This is a genomic window from Amycolatopsis sp. NPDC049253 (assembly GCF_040678995.1).
In the GTDB taxonomy this organism is placed as follows: Bacteria; Actinomycetota; Actinomycetes; order Mycobacteriales; family Pseudonocardiaceae; genus Amycolatopsis.
In genome coordinates, this window is record NZ_JBFAQX010000004.1 from 465,501 (window position 1) to 489,599 (window position 24,099).

Here is a 24,099-nt window from a genome sequence, read left to right on the forward strand (position 1 = left end):
CGCCGGGGCCTTCCGGCGGGTCAGAGCAGGTCGGCGGCCAGCTCCCGCAGCGCGCGGCACAGCTGGGCGGGCGTGGCGGGGCCGAGGTGGATCACGGCGTCGGCACCGATGCCGGCGGTGTGGCTGAGGTAGCGACCCCAGTCGGTGTCGGCGTAGTGCAGGGGTTCGTCCACGCACCGGCGGCGGCCGACTTCGTCGCGGCGCGCGACGTACAGCTCACCGCTGCCATGGACCGGGCGCTGCACGAGGCTGACGACGTCGGCCAGCTCGGGTTCGAGCGGGTACGCGTCCTCGCCGCGGCGCGCGGCGTCCGCGAGGTCGGACACGCGGACCGAACGCGGGACGCCGCCACCGGCGCCGACGGCGGGGAGCTGCTCCACGAGGGTCTCGACCAATCGCCGGCGGTCGATCTCCTGCACGCCGACGTGCTCGCCGTCGGACACGGCGAGCACCGCCTGCAGGCCGCTCGCGGCGGCGAGCACGCCGTAGGTGCGCCTGCCCGTGGCGACCCAGCCGTAGTACTCCTCGACCGGCCGCGCCAGCAGCGGCAGCCAGTCGAGGAAGTCGACGGTGGCGCGCCCGCGCCGGTCGACGAGGCCCGCCACGGCGAGCGCGTCGTCGATCCGCTTGGCGGCCTCGTCGCGTTCGAGGTCCGACAGCCACACCGGTTCGGGGCGCAGCGTCACGTGCAACGAGCCGACCTGCTCGCGCTCGGCGAGCGCCGCGAGTGCCTCCAGCGGCACGTCGACCCGTCCGGCCACGGCCGTCACTCGCCGATGACCGGCGGGATCGTCCGCTGGTCGGTGCCGAAGAGGGCGTCGGGGTCGGGCTCGACGAGGAAGTCGGGACGGCGGTGCTCGGCGTCCTCCTCCTCTTCCCCGCGGCGGCCGGCGGCACCCGCGGGTCCCGTCGCCGTCCCGCGGTTCCCCGCGGCGCCTCGCGCGGCAGCGGCTTCTTCGGCCGCGACGGCGTTCAGACCACCGACGCCGGACCGCGCGCCGGCGCCGGACCGCACCGCGCGACCTTCAGCCGCACCGGCTTCGCCGCCGATGCCGCCCGCGAACCGGCCGCCGGACGCGCCCCGCCCCGGGGTGCCTCCGGAGTCGCCACCGATCAGGCCCGTCGGGCCGGACGTCGGGGCCGGGCCGGGATAGTCCGGGACGAACGCCGGGCCGCCCCGGCCCGGGGCCGGGTCCGGCAGGGTCGAGGTGGCCGGCGGGACGACGGTGTTCGTCCCGCCGGTGCTGCTCTGCGTGGTCGTCGTGTCCGTCGGGTGGTGCGTACCTCCGGTGCCGCCCGTTCCCCCGGTTCCCCCCGTTCCCCCGGTGCCGCCCTTTCCGCCGGGGTGCCCCGGGCCGGTGTGGCCGCCCGTGGTCACCGGCTCGCCGGTGCCGTGGAACCCGGTGGCCGGGGTGTGCCCGGCGGACCCGGTCCCCGTCGTCCCGCCCGGCGGGGCGCTCCCGAGCGACCCCGGGATGCGCACGTGCCCGGGCGGCGCCGGCGTGGACAGCCGGATCGCCGCGCCGTCGGACTGCAGCGTGCCGTACTGCGTCGGCAGCACCGACTTCGTGCTCGTGGTGACGCCGTTGTACTGGTCCATCACGCGCACGTTGGTGTCGTTGGCGGCGTTGTACTTGTTCAGCTTGTCCTGGTACGAGTTCTGGTCGTGGGCCGCCATGAACGGCCCCGCGATCGGGATCGCCGCCTTCAGCCCCGTCGTCCACGGGCTCGGCTTGTCCGGCTTCGGCGGCACCTCGACCACGGCGTGGCTCGAGTCCTCGAAACTGCTCGCCTGCGTCTCCACCGACGCGTTGGTCATGTCGAGCGGGTCCGCCGTGTCCGCGAACGCCTTCTCCAGCGGCCCCGCACCCGCGTTGGCGGCGTCGGCACCGTTGCCCGTCCACGACTTCGCCATGCGGTCCTGCAGGTCCTTGATGCTCTGCGCCCGCTCCAGGTAGGCCGACGACAGCTCCTGCACCTGTGTGGCCGCGGTCCGCAGCCCCGAGGTGTTGCCGTTTCTGAAGTTCTCGTAGATCTGCTTGCCGTCCACCTAAGCCCCCTTGAGTGTGCCGACGACGGCGCCCGCCACGGTTTCCGCGACCTGGCACGAATCCTGCTCGCCCTGGTACCCCTGGGCCGCGGCGGCGAAGGCGAGGTCGTCCGCGAGACCCACCCAGAGGTTGCAATCGCCCTTCGCACGGCGGTCCGTCGTGTCACCGAACACCGCCGGATAGCCGTCGACCGAAGGCGCCGGGGCCACGAAGCGCAGCTGCCCCGAGTCCTTCGCGCGGTAGATGCCCGCGAGCCCGCCGATGCCCTGGTCCCGGTTGCCGGTGCCGATGATGATCTGCACGCTGAGCCCCTCGGCCCCGATCATCCAGGCGCACCCGGGCCCGGCGGCGTCGAGCCCGGAGCCGGCCGGCGTCGCCTCGCCCGCGGCCTGGTAGTGCAACGGCGCCAGCGCACTCGGCGGCACGAGCGAGCACGGCTTGCCGAGGTAGGCCGACGGGTCGAGCGGCTGGGCCACCTTCGGCGCGCGCGGATCACCGGCCGTGTCGTCCGGCGCGCTGTTGGAAGCGGTACTCGAGGCAGGCTGGGCCTGGCCACCGGTTGTGGCCGAGCACCCGGTCACCACGACAGCAGCCACGGCCAGCAGCGCCGCGCCCCTGAGCTTCGGGCTCATCGCGCCTGACCGAGCTCGGCGTTCGCCTGATCGGTGGCGACTGTCTCGTCCTTGGCGGCCTTCAGCTTCTCGACGTAGCCCTGCACGTACTGCCGCATCGAAGCGTTCTGGTCCTGCAGAGCCGACAACGAGTCGACGCCGCTGGAGACGAACCCGGTGCTCGCCGCGTCCGAGCCCGGCGCCTTGAGCGCGTCGACGATGCTCCGGATCTTCACGCCGTCCGCGGTGATCTTCGTCAACTGGTCTTCCCACAGCCCGATCACGGCGTCGAGCTCGGCCGGCTCCATCTCGAAGGAACCGCCCCCGCCCCCGCCGCCGTACACCGGGCCGCGGCTGGAGACGTCGCCGAAGACGGCTTGGGCCGCGCGGCCCGCTTCGCCGATGATCAAGGCCCGTTCCTCTCCCCAGTCTCACTCACCGTGATGGCGCACAGCGTAGTCACCGGCCCCGTCCGTGTCAGCAGAACGCGGCCGAGGTGAGACGAAGAAAAGCGGGTGGCGGTTCCGGCGACTCCACGTCACAGTACGTACGTACGGATTGCGAGAACCCCGTCCCAGATGTCAGGATTCCAGGATGCCACGGGTCAGCCAGGATCACCTCGACGCACGCCGGCGCCAGATCCTCGACGGTTCGCGCGTGTGCTTCGCCCGGTACGGCTACGAGGGTGCCACAGTCCGCCGCCTCGAGGAGGCGACAGGCCTGTCCCGCGGAGCCATCTTCCACCACTTCCGCGACAAGGAATCGCTTTTCCTCGCTCTGGCCGAAGACGACGCCGTGCGGATGGCCGACGTCGTCGCCGAACAAGGCCTCGTGCAGGTCATGCGCGAGCTGCTCTCCGGCGACAGCGAGCACCCCGCCGACTGGCTCGGCACGCGGCTCGAGGTGTCGCGGCGGCTGCGCACCGACCCGGAGTTCCGCGGCCGCTGGGCCGAGCGCTCCGAGCAGCTGACCACCGCGACGCGCGAGCGGCTCATGCGCCAGCGCGAGGCCGGCAACCTGCGTGACGACGTGGACGTGGACGTGCTCACCGCGTTCCTCGAGCTGGTGCTCGAAGGCCTGGTCTCCCACCTCGCGATGGGCCTGCCCGGCGACGACCTGGGCCCCGTGCTCGACCTGGTCGAGGAGACCGTGCGACGCCACCGGCCCGGGGCCACCCGATAGCCGCTCACACTGCGCCGCGGTCGCATTCGTGTTGAATGTGGCCGTGGAGATCCTCGACGCGCACGGACAGTCCCTCGCCCTCTTCGACCGGGCCGTGCACGAAATCGGGCCCGGCGACTGGGGGCGCGGCACCCCCTGTGCCGACTGGTCCGTGCGCGACCTCGTGAACCACCTCGTCGTCGAACAGCTGTGGGTTCCGCCGCTGCTCGACGGCGCCACCCTCGACGACGTCGGCGACCGCTTCGACGGCGACCGGCTCGGCGACGACCCCGTCGCCGCCTGGGAGACGTCGGCCGCCACGGCGCGCGAGGCGTGGCTGGTCCCCGGCGTGCCGCAGCGCACCGTCCACGTCTCGTTCGGGCTGATCCCGGCCGAGGAGTACGGCTGGCAGATGTCCATCGACTTCGCCGTGCACGCTTGGGACCTCGCGATGGCGCTCGGCAAGCCGAACCCCATCCCGGCGGACCTGGCGGCCCGGCTGCTCGAGGTCGTGCGCCCGTGGGTCGACGACTGGCAGGGCATCGGCCTGTTCGAGCCGCCGGTCGCGGTCGGGCGCTCGGCGGACGACGCGACGCGGCTCGTGGCGCTCCTGGGCCGGCAGCCGGGCTGAGCCGCGCCGCTTCACCCGGCTCTCACCCGTCCGGCGTCCGGAGCACGTTAAGATTGTCGGCATCGTCGCAGTACAAGCCGATTCCCTTGCTAGGAGTGACTCCATACGTGCGCGCCGCGCAATCGCCCGGTGACAGTACCGGGCCGGGTCGACAACCCGGCTGCCCGCTAGCTTCCACCGCCTCCCGCACCCCGTCCCCCGTCCCGGACGGTGCGGCATGATCCACGTCCTGCTCTCCGTGGCCGGCGTGCTGGTCTTCATCCTCCTCACGATCGGCACCGGTCTCGCCGTCGCCGCCGAGTTCTCGCTGACCGCCCTCGAGCGCAGCACCGTCGACGCCGACGTGCGCCAGGTGGGCGACCGCCGCTCGCTCGCGGTGCAGAAGGCGCACCGCACGCTGAGCTTCCAGCTCTCGGGTGCCCAGGTCGCGATCACCCTCACCACGCTGATCACCGGTTACCTCGCCGAGCCGCTCATCGGCGAGCTCGTGCGGCCGGTCTTCGACGCGTTCGGCCTGTCCGAGGCCGTCGCGGCCGGTGCGTCGATCGCCGTCGCGCTGGTGCTGGCCACGTTCCTGTCGATGATCCTCGGCGAGATGGTGCCGAAGAACATCGCGATCGCGCGCCCGCTGCGCACCGCCCGCGCGGTGACCGGCTACCACTCGCGGTTCTCCGCGCTGTTCCGCTGGCTCATCACGCTCATGAACAACAGCGCCAACTTCCTGGTGCGCAAGTTCGGCGTCGAGCCGCAGGAGGAGCTGCGGTCCGCGCGCTCGCCGCAGGAACTCGGCTCGATCGTGCGCTCCAGCGCCGAGAGCGGGAAGCTCGACACCTCCACGGCGGAGCTGCTGGACCGCTCGCTGCGCTTCGGCGAGCGCACCGCCGACGAGCTGATGACCCCGCGCGTCCAGGTCGAGTCGCTGACCGTGGACGACACGATCAACGATCTCATCGAGATCTCGCTCCGGACCGGCTTCTCGCGGTTTCCCGTCTACCGCGAGGACCTCGACGACGTGCAGGGCGCTGTGCACGTGAAGCAGGCCTTCGCCATGCCCGGCGAGGAGCGCGCCACGGTGCGCATCGGGTCGGTCATGCGCCCGGTGCCGACCGTGCCCGAGTCGCTCTCGGGCGACGACCTGCTCAACCGCCTGCGCGACTCCCGTTACCAGCTCGCCATCGTCGTCGACGAGTACGGCGGCACGGCGGGCCTGGTGACGCTGGAGGACGTGGTCGAGGAGATCATCGGCGACGTCCGCGACGAGCACGACCACCGCGAAGCCCCGGCGTCGCAGCAGGTCGGCTCCGACAGCTGGCTCGTGTCGGGCCAGCTGCGCTCCGACGAGGTCAGTGAGGTCACCGGCTTCCGCATGCCCGACGGCGACTACGAGACGATCGCCGGCCTGATCCTCGAACGCCTCGGCCGCATCCCCGCCGAGGGCGACGCCGCCGTCGTCGACGGCTGGCGGCTCACCGTCACGAGCATGGACCGCCACCGCATCGCCGAGGTCGAGGTGCGGCCCGTGGAACCCGGCCCTGGCCAGAACACCGACCAGGACGCGGCCGCCGCGCCGCGGCCGGTCACCGAACGCGAGGTGGTCGCGTGACCGACTGGCTGAACATCGCCCTGGTCGTGGTGCTGCTGCTCGCCAACGCGTTTTTCGTCGGCGCCGAGTTCACCCTGATCTCCTCGCGGCGCGACCGCCTGGAAGCGTTGCTGGAACAGGGGAAGACGCGCGCGCGGATCGTGATCAACGCCAGCCGCCACGTCTCGCGGATGCTCGCGGGCGCGCAGCTGGGCATCACCATCTGCTCGCTGCTGCTCGGCCGGCTGGGCGAACCCGCCGTGGCGCACCGGCTCTCCGGGTTCTTCGACCTGTTCGGCCTGCCCGAGCAGCTGCTGCACCCGATCTCGTTCGCGATCGCGCTGGCGTTCATCACGATGCTCCACGTGCTGATCGGCGAGATGGTGCCGAAGAACCTCGCCATCGCCGAGCCCGAACGGCTCGCGCTGTGGCTGGTGCCGGCGCACGTGGCGTGGGTGAAGCTCGCGAGCCCCGTGATCTGGTTCCTCAACCTGGTCGCGAACTCGTTCCTGCACCTGGTGAAGGTGGAGCCGAAGGACGAGCTGGAGACGGCCTACACCTCCGACGAGCTGGCCGAGCTGCTCAGCGAGTCGCGGCGCGAGGGACTGCTCGAACAGTCGGAGCACCAACGGCTTTCGCAGACGTTGTCGTCGGTCGCGAAGACGGTGTCCGACGTCCTCGTGCCCACGGCACAGCTGACCACCCTCCCTTGTGGACCGACGCTCGGCGACGTGGAGCGCGCGGTGTCCTCGACCGGGTTCTCCCGGTTCCCGGTCTGCACCGACGACGGCACGTTGACCGGCTACATCCACGTGAAGGACGTGCTCGACCTGGTCGGCCAGAGCCCGGACACGAGCGTGCCGGACTCGAAGACCCGGCCGCTCACGGAGCTGCGCGCCGACGCGCGGCTCGACGTGGCGCTCTCGGCCATGCGCAAGGAAGGCAGCCACCTCGCGCGGGCGCTCGACGCCGCCGGCAAGGCGGTGGGTGTCGTGGCGCTGGAGGACCTCGTCGAGGAGTACGTGGGCACCGTGCGCGACGGCACGCACGTGACGGCCTGACCGGGTCGCGGGGGCAGGTCAGGCCGTGACCGCGAGCAGCCGCTCGCACTGCTCGATCAACCGGCGCCGCAGCGGGGCACCGCGCTCGGCGAACGCGCGCTGGGCGGCCGCGTACTCCTGCTTGCCCTCGGCCGTCTCGATCCGCACGGCCTCGTAGCCGAGATCGGCGAGGTCGTAGGGCGAGGCCCGCATGTCGAGCACCCGGATGTCGCGAGCCAGCTCGAAGCAGTCGGCCACCAGCTCGGACGGGACGAGCGGCACGAGCCGGAACGCGTGCTTGTAGAGGTCCATGCCCGCGTGCAGGCACGCGGGCTGCTCGAAGGCGGGCCGGTCGTGCGCGGCCGGGCTCAGCGTGTTGAGCGGACGGGCCGCGGCGGTGAAGAAGCGGAACGCGTCGAAGTGCGAGCACGCGATCCGGTGCCCCCGCACCACCCGGTCGATCCCGGCGGCACCGAGGCGCAGGGGGTACGCCGCGTGACGAACCCGGTCCTCGGTGAGCCCGTAGACCATCGCCCACTCGTGCAAGCCGAAGCAGCCGAAGTTCGCCGGCCGGGCCGCGGTGGCCGCCAGCAGCGCGTGGATGCCGTCGATGCGTTCGCGGCGGGCCACCACGTCGGCGGCCGCGACCGGCTCCGGCCCGCCGGTCAGCGCGACCCCGTAGCCCGGCGACCACCGGCGCAGCTGGGTCGGCCGGAACGAGTAGTACGTGAACAGGAAGTCGTGCACCGGGTGCTTCACGCCGTCGCGGCGGCGGGCCAGGTGCTCGCCCGTGAGCTCGTCGACGCGCGCCTCGTGCGCCGCGGCCCGGGCACGCCACACCTCCTCGTCGAGCGCGACGAGACCGGTCGGTGATTCGGCGGGCGGCACCCGGCCAGGATACGGCGAGCATTCGGCGGCGCCACGGGTGGGCGAACGGCAGAAATGCCGTCCCCGGGAAGCGGAATGCTCCGAATCGCCGATCCGCCGAATCCGCAACCCGGGCGCCCCGCTTCCGCATTCGGTGGAAAGGCTTGATCCGGCGTGGAGCAATCGGCTTTTCGGCCATCGGATAAATACGTCGTTGCCGCACCGAAAGGCGGCGTCAGCCCCACGTTCAGGTGAACCGGACTCCCGGAAATGCTGGTCAGAGAAGAACGTCCGACGCCGGCTGAGCTGTTCGCGTCGGTTTTCCGGGCGCACGAGTGAGGCCGGTTCATCGGCACACCGAACCGACCTAGGATTTTCCTTCGGCCAGGAAACACATTTCCTGGAAATCCTTCCCGAACGGATCGAGGACCATTCATGCGAAGACGCGCGCGCGTGCGCCGCCTCGGAGTGTCAGTGCTGCCGCTGTTCCTAATCGCCGCCGCGTTCCCCTCCGTGGCGTCGGCCGATCCGGCGCCGCCAACCGCCGGCTCGACCCTGACGAAATCGGTGCGCGGGGTGTCGTCCCCCGCCGGCCACGGCGAAACCCCGACCTGGGTCGTCGCCTACGAGGACCGGGCCACCACCGCCGGTCCGGCCACCATCACCGACCCCGTCGGCGCGGGACAGACCTACCAGCCGGGGTCACTGCACGTGCCACCCGGCTGGACCCCGTCGTGGTCTACCGACGGCAGCACCTACACCACCACCGAACCCGCCTCGGGCACCGTCGCGGTGCGGGCGCTCGACCCGCGCTCGGGTTCCGACGCCACCTCGGCGTCCGGGCTGCTCACCCCGCCCGTACAGGCGCTCGCCACCGCCACCGGCGGGGACGGGTTCACCCCGATCCTGCAGCGCACGCCGAACGGCACCCTGCAGGCCTGGAACGTCTTCCACCACCTCGGCGCCCCCACGCCGAAGCTGGTGTGCAGCGATCTCGGCACCGGCCAGCGCTGCCCCGGCGGGCCCTGGCCCAGGCCGCTGAACACCGCCCCGGGCCCGCTCGGCACCGGCGCCACCGGGGACATCGCCTCCACCCTCACTCCCCAGTACGTGCGTGATCCCGCCAAGAGCTCCACGGTCTACTACCCCGCCGTGACCGCGGCGTCGATCGGCGTGGGCTGCCTCGACCTGGCCGCCGCGGCGAACTGCGGGTACTGGCCACTCCTGGCCACCGGCGGCTCCCCGTCGGCCGTGAACAGCCTCTCCGGACTGGTCGAAAGCGGCGGCAACCTCTACGGAGTGGCCACCACGGGCACCGTCGTCTGCTGGACGCTCTCCACGCACGCCGCGTGCGCCGGCCAGCCGTACGCGCCGATCGTGCGCCCGAGCGGCGACCGCCCCGGCTCCGGGGACCTCATGTACGGAGCCTTGGACGTCGTGGCCGGCAAGGTCTTCGCGTCCTCCTCCTACCCCGGCCTCGGGCAGCCGGACCTGGGCTGCTTCGACCCGGCCACGAACGCGGCCTGCGCGGGCTGGGCGAGCCCCCGCCCGACCGGACCGGCCGGGAACTACACCTACAACGCCTACACCGCGTTCGGCACCGACGGCACCCCGGCCGGCGTCTGCTCGACGACGAACGGGACCACCGACGTCACCACGTGCTTCACCCTGGACGGCTCGCCACTGGCGACCCCGGCCACGATGGCGAACCTGCCGGGCGGCGTACTCGCGTTCAACCCCGAGGTGGTCACCGACCCCGCCGGCCACCAGCGCAGTTATCTCCCGGTGTGGGGCGGCCCGTACGCCGGTGCGGCGATCTGCCACGACTGGACCACCGCGACGGCGTGTGCCGGGCTGCCCGTCCCGATCACGCACCCGGGCGTGGCCGGCGGCGCGACCCGGGACTACGGCTACAGCTTCGACGCCCCCACCGGCTGTCTCATCGGCCTCGGCGACGCCGGTGTGCTGTTCTCGATGGACCCGGCCACCGGCGCGTCACCGTGCCTGCGCTCCGGCGCCCAGGTGACGCTGGAACCGGGCGAGTTCTACTGCGACGGCGGCAGCGGCCACGTGCAGGGCTACGGCGTGGCGCGCCTGACCGGCATCACACCCGCGAACGTAGACCTCGCCGCTTCCCGGGTCACCGTCGTCGACCAGGCCGGCGCGGTCGTGGCCAACCCGGGCTTCGCCCCGGACGGTTCGGTCGACCTGAGCGGGGTGTCGGCCGCCGCCCACACCTCGCTCACGGTGACCACCACGCTCGTGCTGAAGAGCTCGGCCGACTTCGCGGGCGGCAACCAGCCGCAGCTCGTCGTGGACTTCGCGGGCGACGCACCGCAGGTGTGCTTCCGCACGGCGATCTCCACGGACTGCAGCGTGAGCAGCGTGTCCGACACCGCGACCGGCACCGACCCGACCGGCACGTTCACCTCCGGCACGGTGACTCTCCCGGTCGCGCCCGGCGCGTCCTGCACCCCCGTGGTGACCGTCGAGAAGGAGATCTGCACCTCGGCGAGCGCGGCGAAGTGCGGGCCGGGCGGCTCGGGTGCCTGGGCGAAACAGGCGCCGGTCGGCATCCTCGGCCTGCTCGACGCGACGGCGTACTGGCGGATCACGGTGACCGACCACGGCCCGGTGGGCATCAGCGGCACCCACGTGGTGGACAGCGTGGAGCCCTCGTGCCAGGCGGTGGCGGCCTTCTCCCTGGAACCCGGCCAGTCGAAGCAGGTGTACTGCTCCACCCACGCCCTGCTCAACCTGTTTCCGATCACCAATCAGGCCAAGGTGAGCTACACCCCGGCCAACGCCCCGGCCGGGACCCCGCCGTCGTACTCGGCGTGGTCTTCGGCCAAGGCTTGTTCCCTGTTGTGCCTCCTGTGAGACGCCTTCGGTGAGCCGCTGATCAAGTCCGGCCCGCGGCGGGGTATTTTCGACACCTCGTCGCGGGCCGGACCCGTTCCCGCCACGGGCTCGGCCGATTCGCGCGCTGCCGTCACCTGCTCGGCGGCATCCGGTGAATTGTGTACAGACCGTGCAACTCTGAGTCACAATATTCACCCAGGGTCGCTAACCTGTTAGAGTGATAACGGTTTGATTGCATAGCAGCGCGTGTGCGCACATCTCGAAAGGACAACGATGGGGCGACACACACTGGCCGAAGAGCCGGTGCCGCACCCTCTCGATCCGCCGAAACGCCAGCAAGGCCGCAGCGAGACGACGGGCTCACACCGCATCGTCGCCGCGAAGGCCCCGCGCCGCCGGATCGCCAAGTGGCCCATCGCCTGTGCCGGGCTCGTCGTATTGGTCGGACTCGGCGTCTTCGGCTGGAACTGGGCCGACAGCGTGCTCAACAACCGCGCCGAGGCCGAGGCCGCCAGCTGCGGCGGAAACCGGACCACCATCAGGCTCGTCGTCACCCCGCAGGTCGCGAAGCCGGTCGAGGCCGCCGCGAGCCGCTGGGACGCCGATCTGACCCCGGTGCACGGCGCCTGCTTCCACGTCGACGTCACGACCAAGCCCTCGTCCGAGGTGTTCGACGCGCTGACGGGCAAAGCCGACCTCTCGACCATCGGCGGCGTGCCCGACGGCTGGGTCCCCGAGTCGTCGTACTGGGTCACCCAGCTGACCAACGCCAAGCCCGAGCTCATCGGCTCGCCGGCGATGCCGATCGGGTCGGGCCCGCCCGCCGACTACCCGTTCGTGGGCCTCGCGGCGTCGACCGTCGGCGGTACGACCACCGACGAGAACCAGCAGCGCGCCACGCAGAGCTTCCGCGCATACCTCAAAGAGCCCGCCCAGCTGGCCGACTTCGCGGCCGCCGGTATCCGGGCGTCCTGAGCCGCATCGCCTGAAACGCCGAAACGGCCGGTCCCGCAGCTCCCGGGGCCGGCCGTTTTCTTCGCCGGGCGGCGTGACTCAGCCGAAGGTGTCGGGGTCGGCGCCCGTGCGGGTGCCGTTGTCGAGTTCGGCCAGCGCCGCGAGGTCGTCGTCGGCGAGCTCGAAGTCGAACACGGCGAAGTTCTCCCGGATCCGCGCCGGCGTCGCCGACTTCGGGATGGCGATCGTGCCCATCTGCAGGTGCCAGCGCAGCACCAGCTGGGCGGGCGTCTTGCCGTACTTGGCCGCGAGCGCCGTGATCACGCGGTCGCCCAGCAGCCGGCCCCGCGCGAGCGGGCTCCAGGCCTCCGTGGCGATGCCGTGCTCGGCGTGGAAGGTGCGCAGCGGCAGCTGCTGCAGCCACGGGTGCAGCTCGACCTGGTTCACCGCCGGGACCACGTCGGTCTCGTCGAGTAGCCGGCGCAGGTGCGTGATGCCGAAGTTCGACACGCCGATGGCACGCACACGCCCGTCGCGGTACAGCTGCTCCAGCGCCCGCCAGGTCTCCACGTAGCGGTCACGGCGCGGCTGCGGCCAGTGGATGAGGAACAGGTCGATCTGCTCCAGCCCGAGCGCGGCGGCGCTGTGGTCGAACGCGCGCAACGCGTTGTCGTACCCGTGCTGGTCGTTCCACAGCTTCGTGGTCACGAAGAACTCGTCCCGGGGCAGGCCCGAAGCACGGATCGCCGCGCCGACCTCGGCCTCGTTGCCGTACATCGCGGCGGTGTCGATGCTGCGGTAGCCCGCTTCGATCGCGGCACCGATCACCTTCGCGGCCTGTGCGGTGCGGATTTGGTAGACGCCGAAGCCGAGCTGCGGGACGGTGACGGAGTTGTTCAGGGTGAGCAGGGGTGGGTTGGCCATGAAGGCGGATCCTCACTGCGATGTCCTGGGATGACCTCTCCGATCCTTCCACTCCCCCGGCCCACGGGCTCGTCACCCCGCCGCCCGATCGAGCGGTCCTGCTCAGGCGCTCGCCCGGACACGCAGGTACTCGGCTGTTTCCGGGTTCGCCGGGTAGAAGGACTCGATGACCAGCTCGGCCACCGTGACGTCGAGCGGGGTGCCGAAGGTCGCGACCGTGCTGAAGAACGTGAGATCGGTGCCCCGGTGCCGGTAGCGCAGCGGGACGAAGATGTCACCCGGCCCGGGCACCTCGACCTCGGGCACCGGCTGGTCGCACGGGTACTCCCGCAGCTCCGCCAGCAGCTCGGCGAGCCCCGCGTCGGCCGTCTGTTCGACCTGGCGGCGCAGGCGGCCCAGCAGGTGGGCCCGCCACTCCCCCAGGTTCAGCACGTTCGGGGCCATGCCGTCGGGGTGCAGGGTCGCGCGCAGGACGTTCACCGGCGGCGCCAGCAGGTCCGGCGCGACGCCCTCGACCAACACGCCGAGGCTCGCGTTGGCGTCGACGAGGTTCCAGCCGCGGTCGACCACGGCCGCGGGATACGGCTCGTGGCCGGTGAGCAGCTGGCGGACGGCGTCGCGCACGGCCGTCAGCTCCGGTGCGCCCAGCTCGGTCTCGCCGTACGCGGGGGCATAGCCGGCGGCCAGCAGCAGGCGGTTGCGTTCGCGCAGCGGCACTTCGAGGTGCTCGCCGAGGCGCAGCACCATCTCCCGGCTCGGCGTCGAGCGGCCGGTCTCGACGAAGCTCAGGTGCCGGGTGGAGATGTCCGCGGCGATCGCGAGGTCGAGCTGGCTGATGCGGCGCCGGTCGCGCCACTCCCGCAGGAGCTCGCCCACCGCGCGCCGGGCCGGGGCCTTCACCGAAGTCGTCACGCCCCCGACGCTACGGGTCCGCCGGCGCCCAGGCCATTACCTCGCGGGTAAAGCCGGGGAGAGCGCGAGCAGGGGTGCGGCCGTTACCTCCTGGGTAATCGACGAACCGCGCCCGGCCCCGCAGTCTTGGTGGCACCAGGACGACGAACCCGTTGTCCGCCAGGCAAAGGGAGCTTCCCCGTGTCCGACGTGACGAGCACTGTCGAGCAGTACATCGCGATCTGGAACGAGACCGACGCCGAGCGCCGGCGCGCCCTCGTCGCCGAGGTTTTCACCCCGGACGCGTCCATGACCGATCCCCTGGGCTCGGTGACCGGCCACGACGGGATCGACGGGTTCATCGGCGGCGCGCAGGCGCAGTTCGCCGGGCTGACCTTCAGCCTGCCGAAGGCTCCCGACGCCCACCATGACCTGGCGCGGTTCCAGTGGTACCTCTCGGCGCCGGGTGCCGACGAGCCGATCGCCATCGGGTTCGACGTCGTCGAGCTGGCCGACGGCCGGATCGCGAAGGTGCACGGGTTCCTGGACAAGATCCCGGGCTGAGGTCGTGGGGCACAAGCGCGGCGGACTCGCGATCGGGCGGGTCCGCCGTTGCTCCACAGTGGACAGCGGATGAGGCGTGGATCACAGGCGAGGCGCGCCCGCGGCGGAAATCCCGCGACCCGCGACAGGTCCGGACCACTGCGAAGAACCGGGACTTTTCGGAGGTCTGAACCATCCGGCTCGGACCCGATGAACACCGGGTCCGAGGTCCTCCCCACTCTGTCCGTACCCCGTGGGGCGCCTGAGAGTTTCACCCGCGTGGATACCCGGGCTTGCACCGTCGGCGGAACCGGCTGGTGGTGTCCAGCGGGCCCACTTTCCAGAGGCGTCTCGTCCGCGCGGTCCAGGGTGCCTGAGAGGTTCCGGGGAGGACTTGCTCCTTCGGCGCCGAGCTCGTGGATGCCGGCTCGGTCTCTCCCGCGCGGGTTCGTCGACCGCGCGTTCAGAATACCTTGCCCTCGCGGACGGTGATCACCCGGTGCGGCGGGAGTTGCGGCGCTGGGTGAGTTCGTCCGGGACGACCGATTCGATCACGCCGCCGTCGGCGCGTTCGGCGGGGAACTCGTGGATCGTGCCGCTGATCTCCTGCATCGCGCCGCTCACGGCGATGCCGAACACACCCTGCCCGCCCTGGAGCAGATCCACGATCTCCTCGGGCGAGGTGCACTCGTACACCGTGGTGCCGTCGGAGAACAGGGTGACCTTCGCGAGGTCGCGCACGCCGCGCACGCGCAGGTGCTCCACCGCGACCCGGATGTTCTGCAGCGAGACCCCGGTGTCCAGTAGCCGCTTCACGACCTTCAGAACGAGGATGTCCTTGAACGAGTACAGCCGCTGCGAGCCCGAACCGTGCGCGGTGCGGATGCTCGGCGCGACCAGCTTCGTCCGGGCCCAGTAGTCGAGCTGGCGGTACGTGATCCCCGCGATCTGGCACGCGGCGGGACCGCGGTAGCCGACGAGCTCGTCCGGAAGGGAGGCGTCGGGGAACAGCTCACCCTGCTCGCCATCGGCGGCACGAACGGGCGGCCTCTCCGGACTACCAGCCTCGACCACGCAAGCCTCCCTTCGCCCGACCTGGCGGCCGGCGAACGACACCGGTCGAGCCCAGGAGCGGGATCGGCCGGGGACAACCGCCACGATCGTGCTCCGGTCGGAGAATCACATCGTGGCGATTTACCGCCTTCGACGGTAAGGCCGCACCGCGGGCCGGTCAACGCGACGCGCGGCGCACCTCAAGCTCGTCTTGAGGCTTTGGTCCGTTCGTCGTACGGGTTTGACACTTATTACTCAGTTGCGTAACTTCTTACTCATGCGAGTAAACTTTGACACGCAGGCGGAGCTCGGGCTGAGCGTGACGGAGGCGACGACCCGGGCGCAGATCATCGCGGCGACCATCGCGACGATCGCCGACCACGGCTACGCACGCACCACGTTCGCCAAGATCAAGGAACGCGCGGGGCTGAGCAGCACGCGCATGATCTCCTACCACTTCACGAACAAGGCCGGGCTCATGCAGGCCGTGCTGAGCACGGTGTCCGAGACGAAGGCGATGTTCCTGCAGGCGCGCAGCAAGGACGTCGACCCCGGCGACCGCCCGGGCAACCTGCGGGCGCACATCGAGACGTCGGTGGCGTTCCTGCGCGACTACCCGGAATGCGTCCGGGTGCTCGCGGAGCTCTCGGCGAACGCCGACGACACGGACGGCTGGGCGATGACCTCGGTGCTCGTGGGCCAGCTGCGGGTGGGCGGCGTGCAGCGCCAGCTCAAGCAGGGGCAGGACGAGGGGGTGTTCGGCGAGTTCTCGCCGGAGGTGATGGCGATGTCGATCGCGCAGGCCATCGACGGGGCGGCGGCGACCTACGCGGCCGATCCGTCGACCGACCTCGATCGCTACGGGCGGGAAATCGCCGACCTCTTCGAAAGGGCGACTGCTCCGAAGCGGTGACCGCGCCGTCGGAAAGCAAGGCGGGAACGTGGTGCACGACCGCGTTCCCGCCGCCGGCGGCTCAGGTGTCGGCGCCGCGGAAGTCTTCGGGGGACACGGAGTCGAGGAACTCGCGGAACTTCTCGACCTCGTCCTCCTGCTCGTCCGGGATGATCAGGCCCGCCTCCTCCAGCACCGCGTCCACGGCGTGGATGGGGACCCCGATCCGCAACGCCAGCGCGACCGAGTCGCTGGGGCGCGCGGACACCCGGATGTCGCCGTCGAAAACGAGCTCGGCGAAGAACGTGCCTTCCTTCAGGTCCGTGATCACGACCTGCTCCAGCTCACGGCCGAGCGCCCCGATGACCTCTTTGAGGAGATCGTGCGTCAGTGGCCGGGCGGGTCGTACTCCCTGCTGCTCCAAGGCGATGGCGGTGGCCTCGACCGAGCCGATCCAGATCGGCAGGTAGCGCTCGCCCTCGGTTTCCCGCAGCAACAAGATCGGCTGATTGGCGGGCAGCTCCACCCGCACACCGACGACGCGCATCTCGCTCATCGGGTTTCGCCTCCCTCTCGTGCACACGGGCTGCAGCGCTTGCGACGTACTCGCGCCGTTGGGTTCGACGCTACCCGTCATCCGGGCGCTGTGCTCGCTAGTGGCGGACATTCTCGGTTCGCTGCACCGCAAACCGTCTCTCACGGTACGGCATGCGGTCCCGAACATTCAGTCATTGACATGTGACGCACACCGGTGTTGAGCCCGTTACGTCCGGTTCAACCGCCGGTGACTCCCCGGATCCCCGCTTTCACGAGGAGCATGTGGAGCGTGACCGACAGCGCGGCCAGCTCCCGGACCACCTCGTCCGCCCTCGCTTTCGCGTCCGCGTCACGGTGGCGATACACGGGGGTCACGATCTGCTCCAGCAGGCCGACTTCGCGGTCGGCCGCGGCGCGGAAGGCACGCAGATGTCTCGGCTCGATACCGAATTCGGTCATCGCCTTCACCGTGCGCGCGATCTGCACTGCGCCGGGGCCGAAGAACCCCGCCGCACCCGGCCGCACGAGCCCGTACTGCTGCAGCTCGGCGAGCGTCGCGGCGGTGATGCCGGCTTGCGCCAGCAGCTCCTCCTGCGTCAGCCGGATCTCGGGACCGGTCTCGAAGTCGTCCGCTTCGGGCAGCCCGCCGGTGTCGGCCGGGTCGAGCGACACCAGCTTCCGGGGCAGGCGCGGAGCGACCGCGGCGGGCTCCGCTCCGGAGTCCGCCGCGTCCAGCTGTTCCTTGATGACCTTGAGCGGGAGGTAGTGGTCCCGCTGCGCGGACAGCACGAAGCGAAGCCGCTCCACGTCCGCCGGAGCGAACTGCCGGTACCCCGAGGGCGTGCGGCCCGGCCGGACCAGGCCTTCCGCCTCGAGGAACCGGATCTTGGAGATGGTGACATCGGGGAAGTCGCCGCGCAGCTGCGCCAGGACCGCCCCGATGCTCAACCCGTCGCGCCGGGCCTCCGAACGACCGGGCTGCCCGGCCGCCGTCACTGTGCCCCCTGGCCCCCGTGCCCCGGGCCCGTCAGGAAGACGAGGCGGAACTTCCCGATCTGCACCTCGTCGCCGCCGGCCAGCACGGCCTGGTCGACCGGCTCGCGGTTGACGTAGGTGCCGTTCAGGCTGCCGACGTCGATCACCACGAACTCCCCGCCCTCACGCCGGAACTCGGCGTGCCGGCGGGAAACGGTGACGTCGTCGAGGAAGATGTCGCTGTCGGGGTGCCGGCCCGCGCTCGTGGTGTCGCGGTCCAGCAGGAAGCGCGACCCCGCGTTGGGGCCCCGCTTCACGACCAGGAGGGCGGAACCCGGCGGGAGGGCGTCGACGCCCTGCACCGGTGCCTCGGCGGCCGGCGCGGACTCCTGGCCTTCGACGTCGGCCAGGAAGTCGGCCCGGAAGACAGAGGTCCGCTCCGGAGACTGCTCCGGGGGAACGCCGGGCCCGTCGTTCGTGCTCACCTGAGCTCTCCTCTACACACAATGTTGCCTATGACCAAGAACGTGTAGCTGCCAACGTACCGTGCCTGATCGGTTCGGGACCCCGGGGCTCCCCCTTGGGCGGGCGGAACCCCCGGGCCAGGCCGAACCCGCCTCAGCCGGTGATGAGCGCCTGGTACGCCTCGGCTTCGAGCAGGGCGTCGAGCCCCGCGGGGTCGTCGAGGCGGATCTCCACGAGCCAGCCCTCGCCGTACGGGTCGGAGTTGATCAGCTCCGGTGAATCGGAGACCGCGGAGTTCACCGCCACGATCTCGCCGTCGACCGGCGCGAACAGCTCGGAGACGCTCTTGGTGGACTCCACCTCGCCGAAGACGTCGCCCGCGTCGACGTGCTTGCCGACCTCGGGCAGGTCGACGAACACCACGTCGCCGAGCTGGTCCTGGGCGTACTCCGTGATGCCCACGCGGACCAGCGCACCCTCACGCGTGGCCACCCACTCGTGTTCCTCGGTGTAACGCAGCTCTTCTGGAGTGGTCAACGCCCCTCCCCTTCCTCGAACCGACTTCGTCGCGGGCAGTCTTCCATCACCGGCTGCGCAGCGCGCGCACTGCCTGCACGACGTAGAGCGCGCCGGACCAGACGTAGAGCACCCCGCCCCAGACCATGAACGCGTAGGCGATCGGCCGGGCCACCGTGGCCACGGTCGAGCCGCCCTGCGTGAGCAGCAGGAACGGGAAGGCGTACATGAGCACGAAGGTCGCGCCCTTGCCGATGTAGGTCACCTCGGGCGGCGCGAACCCGCCGCGGCGCAGCACGAGCACGCAGACCGCGAGCACGGCCTCGCGCAGCACGAGCGGCACGACGACCCACCACGGGATGATGCCGCGGATGAGGAACGCGACGAGGGTCGCGAGGATGTACAGCCGGTCGGCGGCCGGGTCGAGCAGCTGGCCCAGCCGCGACATCTGGTCGAGCCAGCGGGCGAGCTTGCCGTCGAGCCAGTCGGTCAGCGCCGAGAAGACGAGCAGCGCGAGCGCCCAGCCGTCCTCCTTCGGGCCGAGCAGCAGCCAGAGGAACACGGGCACGCCCGCGAGCCGCAGCAGCGACAGGAGGTTGGGGACGTTGAACGCCTGCCGCAGCAGGGAAGGCTCCGTCTTGGGCTCGGGGACCGTGGTCACTCGCTCAGCCTAGAGGTGAGGACCGGCGCCGACGCCGGTGGTCACGCGGTCGGGTCGCGGGTTCGTGGCGCGCGACCCGACCGCGGGGCTGGGGGCTTCACCGCCGCGAGGCCGCTCCCCCGGCTTCGCCACCGTGAGGCAGCGAAAACCGGGGGCTTCGAAGCGGTGAGCGGGAAAGCCGCGGGACGGTCAGCCGGCGCGGCGGTGGCTCCAGCCGCGGCGCTGCAGCTCCGCGTTGCTGAGGCGCTCGGGGCGGCCGCGGTCGTCGTTGCCGACCCAGCGGGCGCGGCCGGCCCGGCCTTCGAGGACGTAGGGGCGGCCGCAGCACCACACGACGCTGCAGGGCGCCGTGGGCGGCGTGGCGGGCCGCGCGGCCGGGTCGGTGAGGTCGGAGGCTGACGGGATGCCGGGCTCGGTGGCCGTTTCGGTGGTCATGCTGTGCGGTGCTCTTGTCTCTCGGGGTCGGCGGGTGATCGGGGACGGGAACGCGCTGGGCGCTCCTCACGTATTTCGGTCCGAAGGCGACGGACGTTAACGGCCACCGCGAAGATTCGTCCGATCGGTGAGGAAGGAATTCGCGCTGTATCAGTGCGTTAACACGAGCTTAACCGTCCACAATAGACTCATCACCGGGGGAGCCCGCCGAGGCGGAAACCCCGCTTCCGGTAACCTCCGCCCGCCGCGCCGGGTGTCGGTGCGGGTCACAGCGCCTGCGGCGGGCCAGAATGCCGGGAGGACCCCTGGCGAAAGGACCCCGGTGCCCCCGTCGAAGCCCGCGTGGCGGCCGCTGCTCGCGGCCTGGCTCGTGCTGCCGGCGCTCGCCGCCTGTTCGGGCGAACCCGAGCCCCGGGCGGCGGTACCGCCGCCACCGTCCGCGACCACGGCGCCGCCGACGACCTCGTCGCCGCACTCGGTTCCTCCCCCACCGCCTGAGACGACGCAGGCGCCGCCGAGCACGCACACCCGGGCCCCGAGCACCACGCCGGCCGTTCCGGGGTCCTGCGGCACCGTGACGGCCGCGAGCGGGCTGACCCTGTACGTGTTCGACAGCCGGGCGGGCGGCGTGCCGTGCGCCGAGGCCATGGCACTCGTGCGCGACTTCCACGCGAAGATCGCCGGCCGGCAGGGCTCGGGGTCCAACGACGCCGTCAACGACACCGTGTCGGGCTGGCTCTGCACCTCGGGCCCGCCGGCGGCACAGGGCGGCACGACGTGCAGCAAGGGCGAGCAGACGGTGTTCGCGGCCGTCGTCCCCTCGGAGTGAAGCCGAGGAGGACGACGGCCGCGCGGCTCAGGCCTTGAGGTCCGGGAAGTCGTCCTCGCGGTACTCGCCCTCGGGCCGGGTGTTCTCGTGCTCGCGCCCGCGCAGCTCGACGCGGCGGATCTTGCCGGAGATCGTCTTCGGCAGCTCGGCGAACTCCAGACGCCGGATCCGCTTGTACGGCGCGAGGTGCTCGCGCGCGTAGGCCAGGATCGCCCGGGCGGTGTCCCCGGTGGGCTCGTGGCCCGCGGCGAGCACGACGTAGGCCTTGGGCACGGCGAGCCGGATCGGGTCCGGCGCGGGCACCACGGCGGCCTCGGCGACGGCTTCGTGCTCCAGCAGCACGCTCTCCAGCTCGAACGGCGAGATCCGGTAGTCCGACGCCTTGAACACGTCGTCGGTGCGCCCGACGTAGGTGATGTAGCCGCGTTCGTCGACCGAACCGACGTCGCCCGTGTGGTAGTAGCCGCCGCGGAAGGCCTCCGAGGTGCGCTCGTCGTCGTCCGCGTAGCCCACCATCAGGCCGACCGGCCGGTGCGCGAGGTCGAGGCAGATCTCGCCCTCGGTGGCGCGCTCGCCCGTCACCGGGTCGACCAGCGCGACCACGAAGCCCGGCAGCGGCCGGCCCATCGAGCCGGGAACCACGTCCTGGCCGGGGGTGTTGGCGATCTGCACGCTGCTCTCGGTCTGGCCGAACCCGTCGCGGATGGTGACACCCCAGGCCTTCTCGACCTGCTCGATCACCTCGGGGTTGAGCGGCTCGCCGGCGCCGACGACCTTCCGAGGCGGGGTTTTCAGCGCCGTCAGGTCGGCTTGGATGAGCATGCGCCACACGGTGGGCGGCGCGCAGAAGCTCGTGACCCCGCAGCGGTCCATCTGCGCCATCAGTGCCGTGGCGTCGAACCGGGTGTAGTTGTACAGGAACACCGTGGCCTCGGCGTTCCACGGCGCGAACACGTTGCTCCACGCGTGTTTCGCCCAGCCGGGCGAGGAGATGTTCAGGTGCACATCACCCGGCTCGAGGCCGATCCAGTACATTGTGGACAGATGGCCGACCGGGTAGGACACGTGCGTGTGCTGCACGAGCTTCGGCTTCGCCGTGGTGCCCGAGGTGAAGTACAGCAGGAGCGGGTCGCCCGCGCCCGTCACGCCTTCGGGGGTGAAGCCGGCCGGCTCGGCGTACGCCGTGGCGTAGGCGTGCCAGCCCTCCACCGGCTCGCCGACGGCGATGCGCGTGTAGTCGCCCTCCACGTCAGCGAACTTCGGGGCGTCGGCCGAGCGCACGACCACGTGCTTGGCCTTGCCGCGCTCCACGCGGTCGACGAGGTCGGCCGGCCCGAGCAGCGTCGAGGCGGGGATGATCACGGCGCCGAGCTTGATCGCGGCGAGGATCGTCTCCCACAGCTCGCCCTGGTTGCCCAGCATGAGGATCAGCCGGTCGCCGCGCGAGACGCCGAGGCGGCGCAGCCACGTGGCGACCTGGTCCGAGCGGGCGGCCATCTCCGGGTAGGTCCAGCGGTTCTCGGTGCCGTCCTCCTCGACGATCCACAGCGCGTACCGCTGCGCGTTGGCCGGGTCGCGGGCGACCACGTCGAACCAGTCGAGCGCCCAGTTGAACTCCGCGGGCTGCGGCCACGCGAACTCCCGGACGGCGGTGTCGTAGTCCTCGCGGTGGGACTGGAGGTAGTCCCGCGCCTCCCGAAAGACCTGGTAGGCCTCGCCGGCCCGCTGGTTCCCCGAAGCGCCATTGCTCACGTCGTGCTCCCTCGTGCTCGCGTACGTGCCTGTTCTACTCGCCCTTGAACTCGGGCGCGCGGCGCTCCGTGAACGCCTGCACCGCCTCGGCGAGGTCCTTGCTCGGGAGGAACGCGGAGTTCCACGCCGCGACGTAGCGCAGGCCCTCGGCGACCACGCGCTCGGTGTTGGCGGCGAGCACCTGCTTGGTGCCCTGCACGACCAGCGGCGGGTTCGCGGCGATGTCGGCGGCGAGCTTGCGCGCCTCGGCCAGCAGCGTCTCCTGGTCGGGGTACACGTCGTTGACCAGGCCGATCTTCTCGGCGCGCGCGGCGTCGACGTCCTTGCCCGTCAGGGCGAGCTCGCGCACGTGGCCCTCGCCGACGATCGTGGCGAGCCGCTGCAGGCTGCCGAGGTCGGCGACGATCGCGACCTTCACCTCGCGCACGCTGAATTTCGCGTCGGCACTGGCCAGACGGACGTCGGCGGCGCTGATCACGTCGACGCCGCCGCCGATGCACCAGCCGGACACGGCGGCGATCACGGGCTTGCGGCACTCGGCGATCGAGCTCACGGACTCCTGCAGCCGGCGGACTTCGCGGTGGAAGTCCGTGCGCGGGCCGGCCAGCGCGTCGCCGGCGAGCATCGGGGCCCAGCCGCCCATCATCGCGGGCAGGTCGAGGCCGTAGGAGAAGTGCGCGCCGCTGCCGGTGAGCACGATCGCGCGCACGCGCGGGTCGGCGTCGAGGGCGGCGAAGACCAGCGGCAGCTCGCGCCAGAAGTCGGGGCCCATGGCGTTGCCCTTCGCCGGGCCGAGCAGGGTGACTTCGGCGATGTGGCCGTCGAGGTCGACCTTCAGCGAGACGAGATCGGGCAGGGAGTCGGCAGGTGCGGTCATGCCTGTCATCTTGAACCATCCGGTTGACGCTGTGCCAATTCGGTCGCGGGATGCTTTCCTGGGATGGACACGAGAGATCGAAGCGGCCCTCGACCACGAGAGGAAGGTGGCGCATGAGCCCGGCCCCCGTTCTTGCCGTCGACGACCTGCCGGCGGATCCCCCGCCGGCGCGCCGCTCGCGCCCGATCGAGCTGTCCGGCTCGTTCAGCTGCGACGGCCACCGCCTGGCCTACACCGAGTACGGCTCGGGCGAGCGCGTCGTGGTCCTGATGCACGGCATCATGTTCACCCGCCGCATGCACGCGCCCCTGGCCCGCCGGCTCGCGCGCTCGGGTTTCCGCGTGATCACCCTCGACCTGCTGGGCCACGGCGAGTCCGACCGGCCGACCGAGTCGTGGCGCTACTCGATGCCGGCGTTCGGGGAGCAGGCCGTGGCACTGCTCGACCACCTCGGCCTGGACGACGCCGTGCTGGGCGGGACGTCGCTCGGCGCGAACGTCGCGCTCGAGGTGGCGGTGGCGCAGCCGGCGCGGGCCCGCGGGCTGGTCGTGGAGATGCCGGTGCTGGACAACGCGATCGTCGCCGGGCTGCTCACGTTCGCCCCCCTGCTGTTCGCCGCGCGCTTCCTGCCCGTCACCGTGCGCGGCGTCGCGCTGGCCGCCAACCTCGTGCCGCACGGCAGCCAGTGGGTCGACGTCGTCACCGACACCCTCACCCAGCAGCCCGAGCCGATGGCCGCGCTCCTGCACGGCGTGCTGTTCGGCCGCATCGCGCCGCCGAAGTCGGTCCGCCGGGCCATCACCACGCGGGCGCTGGTGATCGGCCACGAAGGCGACCCGATCCACCCCTTCGGCGACGCCGACACCCTGGCCGCGGACATGCCGCACGCGGAATTCGTGCAGGCGCGCAGCCCGGTCGAGCTGCGCTCCGACCCGAAGCGCCTGACCTCGGCGATCACCGACTTCGCCGAGCGCTGCTACGAAAGCTGAG

General features: G+C 71.6%; 26 protein-coding genes and 1 riboswitch. Of the genes, 10 read left to right on the top strand and 16 right to left on the bottom strand.

Translation table 11 applies throughout. The features are described from left to right. Positions 1-20: 20 nt before the first annotated feature. Genes AB0K15_RS12730 through AB0K15_RS12745 form a run of 4 tightly spaced genes read right to left on the bottom strand, consistent with a single transcriptional unit; the run spans position 21 to position 3,072 of the window. Complete coding sequence (locus AB0K15_RS12730; protein WP_364048831.1) at positions 21-770, bottom strand: ESX secretion-associated protein EspG; 750 nt, start codon at positions 768-770, stop codon at positions 21-23. Beyond that, positions 767-2,050, bottom strand: a complete 1,284-nt coding sequence (locus tag AB0K15_RS12735; RefSeq protein WP_364048833.1) for a hypothetical protein — start codon at positions 2,048-2,050, stop codon at positions 767-769. The genes AB0K15_RS12730 and AB0K15_RS12735 overlap by 4 nt, the downstream gene beginning before the upstream one ends. Beyond that, complete coding sequence (locus AB0K15_RS12740; protein WP_364048835.1) at positions 2,051-2,683, bottom strand: DUF3558 domain-containing protein; 633 nt, start codon at positions 2,681-2,683, stop codon at positions 2,051-2,053. Further along, positions 2,680-3,072 carry a hypothetical protein gene (locus tag AB0K15_RS12745; protein ID WP_364048837.1) on the bottom strand — a complete coding sequence of 131 codons (393 nt, stop codon included), beginning with the start codon at positions 3,070-3,072 and terminating at the stop codon, positions 2,680-2,682. Before AB0K15_RS12745 ends, AB0K15_RS12740 begins: the two co-directional genes overlap by 4 nt. Positions 3,073-3,256: 184 nt before the next feature. On the opposite strand from AB0K15_RS12745, the gene AB0K15_RS12750 reads away from it, so the two are divergent. The 4 genes from AB0K15_RS12750 to AB0K15_RS12765 all read left to right on the top strand — a co-directional run bounded on the left by AB0K15_RS12750 (position 3,257) and on the right by AB0K15_RS12765 (position 7,097). Then, positions 3,257-3,844: a TetR/AcrR family transcriptional regulator gene (locus tag AB0K15_RS12750; RefSeq protein WP_220240866.1), complete on the top strand. Its 588-nt coding sequence runs from the start codon at positions 3,257-3,259 to the stop codon at positions 3,842-3,844. Between the two features lie 43 nt (positions 3,845-3,887). Then, the gene (locus AB0K15_RS12755) at positions 3,888-4,454 is read left to right on the top strand and encodes a TIGR03086 family metal-binding protein (RefSeq protein ID WP_364048839.1); all 567 of its coding nucleotides are present in this window, start codon (positions 3,888-3,890) and stop codon (positions 4,452-4,454) included. Between the two features lie 217 nt (positions 4,455-4,671). After that, positions 4,672-6,057 carry a hemolysin family protein gene (locus tag AB0K15_RS12760; RefSeq protein ID WP_364048841.1) on the top strand — a complete coding sequence of 462 codons (1,386 nt, stop codon included), beginning with the start codon at positions 4,672-4,674 and terminating at the stop codon, positions 6,055-6,057. Beyond that, entirely contained in the window at positions 6,054-7,097 is a 1,044-nt protein-coding gene (locus AB0K15_RS12765; protein WP_364048843.1) for a hemolysin family protein, read from the top strand. The genes AB0K15_RS12760 and AB0K15_RS12765 overlap by 4 nt, the downstream gene beginning before the upstream one ends. Positions 7,098-7,115: 18 nt before the next feature. On the opposite strand, the gene AB0K15_RS12770 is transcribed toward AB0K15_RS12765, so the two are convergent. Beyond that, the gene (locus tag AB0K15_RS12770; RefSeq protein WP_364048845.1) at positions 7,116-7,964 is read right to left on the bottom strand and encodes a 3-methyladenine DNA glycosylase; all 849 of its coding nucleotides are present in this window, start codon (positions 7,962-7,964) and stop codon (positions 7,116-7,118) included. A 414-nt stretch (positions 7,965-8,378) separates the two neighbouring features. Here AB0K15_RS12770 and AB0K15_RS12775 point away from each other — a divergent pair, with 414 nt between their 5' ends. Together AB0K15_RS12775 and AB0K15_RS12780 are read left to right on the top strand one after the other, a co-directional pair. Further along, positions 8,379-10,823, top strand: coding sequence for a hypothetical protein (locus tag AB0K15_RS12775; protein WP_364048847.1), 2,445 nt, complete (start codon positions 8,379-8,381; stop codon positions 10,821-10,823). A 255-nt stretch (positions 10,824-11,078) separates the two neighbouring features. Beyond that, positions 11,079-11,780: a hypothetical protein gene (locus AB0K15_RS12780; RefSeq protein ID WP_364048849.1), complete on the top strand. Its 702-nt coding sequence runs from the start codon at positions 11,079-11,081 to the stop codon at positions 11,778-11,780. Positions 11,781-11,858: 78 nt separating this feature from the next. On the opposite strand, the gene AB0K15_RS12785 is transcribed toward AB0K15_RS12780, so the two are convergent. Beyond that, entirely contained in the window at positions 11,859-12,683 is an 825-nt protein-coding gene (locus AB0K15_RS12785; protein WP_364048851.1) for an aldo/keto reductase, read from the bottom strand. Positions 12,684-12,785: 102 nt separating this feature from the next. After that, positions 12,786-13,595 carry a helix-turn-helix transcriptional regulator gene (locus AB0K15_RS12790; protein ID WP_364048853.1) on the bottom strand — a complete coding sequence of 270 codons (810 nt, stop codon included), beginning with the start codon at positions 13,593-13,595 and terminating at the stop codon, positions 12,786-12,788. Between the two features lie 180 nt (positions 13,596-13,775). Here AB0K15_RS12790 and AB0K15_RS12795 point away from each other — a divergent pair, with 180 nt between their 5' ends. Beyond that, positions 13,776-14,138 (top strand): nuclear transport factor 2 family protein, encoded by a 363-nt coding sequence (locus AB0K15_RS12795; RefSeq protein WP_364048855.1) that lies wholly within the window; start codon positions 13,776-13,778, stop codon positions 14,136-14,138. A 329-nt stretch (positions 14,139-14,467) separates the two neighbouring features. After that, a riboswitch (glycine riboswitch) is annotated at positions 14,468-14,568 on the bottom strand. A gap of 41 nt (positions 14,569-14,609) precedes the next feature. On the opposite strand, the gene AB0K15_RS12800 is transcribed toward AB0K15_RS12795, so the two are convergent. Continuing rightward, positions 14,610-15,191 carry a MerR family transcriptional regulator gene (locus tag AB0K15_RS12800; protein ID WP_220240879.1) on the bottom strand — a complete coding sequence of 194 codons (582 nt, stop codon included), beginning with the start codon at positions 15,189-15,191 and terminating at the stop codon, positions 14,610-14,612. 256 nt (positions 15,192-15,447) lie between these two features. Here AB0K15_RS12800 and AB0K15_RS12805 point away from each other — a divergent pair, with 256 nt between their 5' ends. Further along, complete coding sequence (locus AB0K15_RS12805; protein WP_364048857.1) at positions 15,448-16,083, top strand: TetR/AcrR family transcriptional regulator; 636 nt, start codon at positions 15,448-15,450, stop codon at positions 16,081-16,083. A 61-nt stretch (positions 16,084-16,144) separates the two neighbouring features. Here AB0K15_RS12805 and AB0K15_RS12810 read toward each other — a convergent pair whose 3' ends face one another. The 6 genes from AB0K15_RS12810 to AB0K15_RS12835 form a co-directional block, all read right to left on the bottom strand. Next, positions 16,145-16,618: a bifunctional nuclease family protein gene (locus AB0K15_RS12810; protein ID WP_009078856.1), complete on the bottom strand. Its 474-nt coding sequence runs from the start codon at positions 16,616-16,618 to the stop codon at positions 16,145-16,147. Positions 16,619-16,836: 218 nt separating this feature from the next. Then, positions 16,837-17,595, bottom strand: a complete 759-nt coding sequence (locus AB0K15_RS12815) for a MerR family transcriptional regulator (RefSeq protein ID WP_364048859.1) — start codon at positions 17,593-17,595, stop codon at positions 16,837-16,839. Next, positions 17,592-18,059 carry a glycogen accumulation regulator GarA gene (gene garA / locus AB0K15_RS12820; RefSeq protein ID WP_033287853.1) on the bottom strand — a complete coding sequence of 156 codons (468 nt, stop codon included), beginning with the start codon at positions 18,057-18,059 and terminating at the stop codon, positions 17,592-17,594. Before garA ends, AB0K15_RS12815 begins: the two co-directional genes overlap by 4 nt. 133 nt (positions 18,060-18,192) lie before the next feature. Next, complete coding sequence (gene gcvH / locus AB0K15_RS12825) at positions 18,193-18,576, bottom strand: glycine cleavage system protein GcvH (protein ID WP_364048862.1); 384 nt, start codon at positions 18,574-18,576, stop codon at positions 18,193-18,195. Positions 18,577-18,622: 46 nt separating this feature from the next. Continuing rightward, positions 18,623-19,216 carry a CDP-alcohol phosphatidyltransferase family protein gene (locus AB0K15_RS12830; protein ID WP_364048864.1) on the bottom strand — a complete coding sequence of 198 codons (594 nt, stop codon included), beginning with the start codon at positions 19,214-19,216 and terminating at the stop codon, positions 18,623-18,625. A 189-nt stretch (positions 19,217-19,405) separates the two neighbouring features. After that, positions 19,406-19,651, bottom strand: a complete 246-nt coding sequence (locus AB0K15_RS12835) for a hypothetical protein (protein WP_364048866.1) — start codon at positions 19,649-19,651, stop codon at positions 19,406-19,408. Positions 19,652-19,973: 322 nt separating this feature from the next. Between AB0K15_RS12835 and AB0K15_RS12840 the strand changes: the two genes are divergently transcribed. Next, positions 19,974-20,480: a hypothetical protein gene (locus AB0K15_RS12840; RefSeq protein WP_364048868.1), complete on the top strand. Its 507-nt coding sequence runs from the start codon at positions 19,974-19,976 to the stop codon at positions 20,478-20,480. A gap of 27 nt (positions 20,481-20,507) precedes the next feature. Here the strand turns inward: AB0K15_RS12840 and AB0K15_RS12845 are convergent, their stop codons facing one another. Together AB0K15_RS12845 and AB0K15_RS12850 are read right to left on the bottom strand one after the other, a co-directional pair. Beyond that, positions 20,508-22,232 carry an AMP-binding protein gene (locus AB0K15_RS12845; RefSeq protein ID WP_364048870.1) on the bottom strand — a complete coding sequence of 575 codons (1,725 nt, stop codon included), beginning with the start codon at positions 22,230-22,232 and terminating at the stop codon, positions 20,508-20,510. 34 nt (positions 22,233-22,266) lie between these two features. Further along, positions 22,267-23,109, bottom strand: a complete 843-nt coding sequence (locus AB0K15_RS12850) for a crotonase/enoyl-CoA hydratase family protein (RefSeq protein WP_364048872.1) — start codon at positions 23,107-23,109, stop codon at positions 22,267-22,269. Positions 23,110-23,222: 113 nt separating this feature from the next. On the opposite strand from AB0K15_RS12850, the gene AB0K15_RS12855 reads away from it, so the two are divergent. Beyond that, the gene (locus tag AB0K15_RS12855; protein ID WP_364048874.1) at positions 23,223-24,098 is read left to right on the top strand and encodes an alpha/beta fold hydrolase; all 876 of its coding nucleotides are present in this window, start codon (positions 23,223-23,225) and stop codon (positions 24,096-24,098) included. Position 24,099: the final 1 nt, after the last annotated feature.

What these genes read in the sequence shown, in the direction of transcription:
- AB0K15_RS12740 (WP_364048835.1), bottom strand. Translation starts at nt 2,683, where the DNA reads ATGAGCCCGAAGCTCAGGGGCGCGGCGCTGCTGGCCGTGGCTGCTGTC.
- AB0K15_RS12750 (WP_220240866.1), top strand. Translation starts at nt 3,257, where the DNA reads ATGCCACGGGTCAGCCAGGATCACCTCGACGCACGCCGGCGCCAGATC.
- AB0K15_RS12760 (WP_364048841.1), top strand. Translation starts at nt 4,672, where the DNA reads ATGATCCACGTCCTGCTCTCCGTGGCCGGCGTGCTGGTCTTCATCCTC.
- AB0K15_RS12775 (WP_364048847.1), top strand. Translation starts at nt 8,379, where the DNA reads ATGCGAAGACGCGCGCGCGTGCGCCGCCTCGGAGTGTCAGTGCTGCCG.
- AB0K15_RS12780 (WP_364048849.1), top strand. Translation starts at nt 11,079, where the DNA reads ATGGGGCGACACACACTGGCCGAAGAGCCGGTGCCGCACCCTCTCGAT.
- AB0K15_RS12785 (WP_364048851.1), bottom strand. Translation starts at nt 12,683, where the DNA reads ATGGCCAACCCACCCCTGCTCACCCTGAACAACTCCGTCACCGTCCCG.
- AB0K15_RS12805 (WP_364048857.1), top strand. Translation starts at nt 15,448, where the DNA reads ATGCGAGTAAACTTTGACACGCAGGCGGAGCTCGGGCTGAGCGTGACG.
- AB0K15_RS12810 (WP_009078856.1), bottom strand. Translation starts at nt 16,618, where the DNA reads ATGAGCGAGATGCGCGTCGTCGGTGTGCGGGTGGAGCTGCCCGCCAAT.
- AB0K15_RS12835 (WP_364048866.1), bottom strand. Translation starts at nt 19,651, where the DNA reads ATGACCACCGAAACGGCCACCGAGCCCGGCATCCCGTCAGCCTCCGAC.
- AB0K15_RS12850 (WP_364048872.1), bottom strand. Translation starts at nt 23,109, where the DNA reads ATGACCGCACCTGCCGACTCCCTGCCCGATCTCGTCTCGCTGAAGGTC.
- AB0K15_RS12855 (WP_364048874.1), top strand. Translation starts at nt 23,223, where the DNA reads ATGAGCCCGGCCCCCGTTCTTGCCGTCGACGACCTGCCGGCGGATCCC.